This window comes from Polaromonas sp. P1_E3 (assembly GCF_056405935.1).
On sequence record NZ_JBFUBD010000395.1, the window covers coordinates 1 to 2,441 of the forward strand.

2 protein-coding genes are annotated in these 2,441 nt (G+C 59.1%); both read left to right on the forward strand.

The annotated features are described in order from the left end of the window. The first annotated feature begins 135 nt into the window (after positions 1–135). The gene (locus AC1D0Z_RS19705) at positions 136–405 is read left to right on the forward strand and encodes a hypothetical protein (RefSeq protein WP_477659869.1); all 270 of its coding nucleotides are present in this window, start codon (positions 136–138) and stop codon (positions 403–405) included. A 104-nt stretch (positions 406–509) separates the two neighbouring features. Next, positions 510–2,441, forward strand: a 1,932-nt coding sequence (locus tag AC1D0Z_RS19710) for a catalase (protein WP_477659870.1), incomplete at its 3' end; no start/stop codon positions are given.

A 2,441-nucleotide genomic window follows, 5' to 3' on the forward strand; every position in this document is an offset into this window, starting at 1 on the left:
GGAAAAGAAAGGCCTTACAGGACCCACCGGCATCCGGCAACTGGATACCAGGGGGCCGGCCCTTATGGTGTATGCACCAGATCGAAGCACCGGCACGCAGCCGGTGAGGCGTTTAAAACCATACGGGGACTCATCATGAAGCTGACGGGCGGACTTTTGGCAGGCATGGCGGCAGGATTGCTTACAGCCTGGCGAATTCACGCGAGTCCTCGGGACATTGACCTGGTTCACGCTTTCCTCACGGCGCTTGTCTGCGCTGCGGCCCTGTTTTTATGCTCGATGCTGCTGCCCGACAACATTGCCGACGTGGTTCAAGAGCTCATGGGCTGGTGCCTGGCTGGTACCGTCGCTGCACTGGCCCTGCTGGCCTGCGTGAAGGGCCTGGAAGGCCTTCTTGATACGTGAGTGCGGCCATGCCGCACCAGCTGGCAGCTGGCTCGGCTACGACAGAGTGCTCCAGCATCGCCATCGCGCACCTCTGGCGCGCTCCTTAAAACGAAAGACTTTTCATGCCGCCATCCAAGCGCAACGTTAGTAATCCCGGCCGAAATATGGAAGGAGTCAAAGACAAAAAGTCCCAGCTTGAAGGATTCTCCGCCGGCCCCGCTGCTGCCCTGACCACAAACCAGGGGCTTCAAATTCCAGATAACCACAATTCGCTCAAGGCAGGCGAGCGCGGCCCGACCTTGCTGGAGGACTTCATACTCCGCGAAAAAATTACCCATTTCGGACAGGAACGCATTCCGGAGCGTGCGGTATACGCCCGTGGCGCGGGAGCGCATGGGTACTTCAAGCCATACAAATCCATGGTGCAGTACAGCAGCGCCGGTTTCCTGCAGGACCCGGACGTTGAAACGCCGGTTTTCGTGCGTTTTTCCAGTGTGGCCGGATCCAGGGGCTCCGCCGACACCGTTCGCGACGTGCGCGGCTTCGCAGTGAAGTTTTACACCGCCGAGGGCAATTACGACCTGGTCGGCAATAACGTCCCGGTCTTTTTCATACAGGACGCCATCAAGTTTCCCGACCTGATCCATGCGATCAAACCAGAGCCCCACCACGAAATGCCGCAGGCAACCAGCGCCCACGACACGTTCTGGGACTTCGCTTCGCTCATGCCCGAATCCACCCACATGCTGCTGTGGACGATGTCGGACAGAGCCATTCCACGCAGCTATCGCATGATGGAAGGCTTTGGCGTGCACGCCTTTCGCTTCATCAATGCCCGGGGCGGTGCCTTTTWTGTTAAATTTCACTGGAAGCCCAAGCTGGGCGTACACGGGCTGGCTTGGGACGAGGCACAGAAAATCGCAGGCAAAGACCCTGACTTCCACAGGCGTGATCTTTGGGAAGCCATCGAAAGCGGCAACTTCCCCGAATGGGAACTGGGCGTGCAGATCGTCGACGAAGGCAAGGAGCATGAACTGGGATTCGACATCCTGGATCCCACCAAGCTGATTCCTGAAGAGCAGGTGCCTGTGCAGATCATCGGCAAAATGGTCTTGAACCGTAATCCCGACAATTTCTTTTCGGAAACCGAGCAAGTGGCATTTCACCCCGGCCACCTGGTGCCGGGTATCGATTTCTCCAACGACCCGCTGCTACAAGGGCGATTGCTTTCTTATACGGACACGCAGCTGTCACGCCTGGGCGGCGCCAATTTTCATGAAATCCCCATCAACCGGGCCGTCTGTCCGATGCATAACTTCCAGCGAGACGGCATGCATCGCCAGACGATCAGCAAGGGCCGTGTTGCCTATGAGCCCAATACGCTGGGCAACGGTTCCGAGTTCAGGGTAGACGGTGGTGCACACGGTTTCCAGTCATACCCAGGCTCGGTGGAATCGCCCAAAACAAGGCGGCGCAGCCCGTCATTCGATGACCATTTTTCCCAGGCGTCGCTGTTCTGGAACAGCCAGAGCGCAGCAGAAAAAGACCACATCGTCGCGGCATTCCGGTTTGAGCTTTCCAGGGTGGAGGTTCCCGAAATCCGGCAGCGCATGGTAGATAACCTGGCCCACRTCGACCTGAAGCTGGCCGCCCGCGTTGCAGCCTCACTTGGCATCAATCCGCCGGATCCCAAGGCCGCATCTGGCAGGTTGGGTTTTCGGGATTACCGCATCACCGGCAAGGTAGAGGAAGACCCGGCGCTGCGCATGGTGGGCCGCACGGGCGCAGGTGTAAAGACCCGCAAGGTCGCCATCCTCGTGGCAGACGGCGTTGAAGCCGCGGCCCTCAAACGCGTTCAGCAGGACCTTGCAGATRCCGGCGCGCAGTGCAAAGTCGTCGCACAGCACCTGGGAACAGTCAGCACGTCATCCGGACGGCAGCTTGCCGTAGATCACACCTTCACGAATATGCCTTCCGTGATGTTTGACGCGGTGCTGATTCCCGGTGGCGGCGACAACGCGAGCACCCTGGCCTCAATGGGCGAGGCCGTTCAC

Bases quoted from the DNA above. Each gene is read 5' to 3' on its own strand.
- AC1D0Z_RS19705 (WP_477659869.1), top strand. From the start codon at position 136: ATGAAGCTGACGGGCGGACTTTTGGCAGGCATGGCGGCAGGATTGCTT.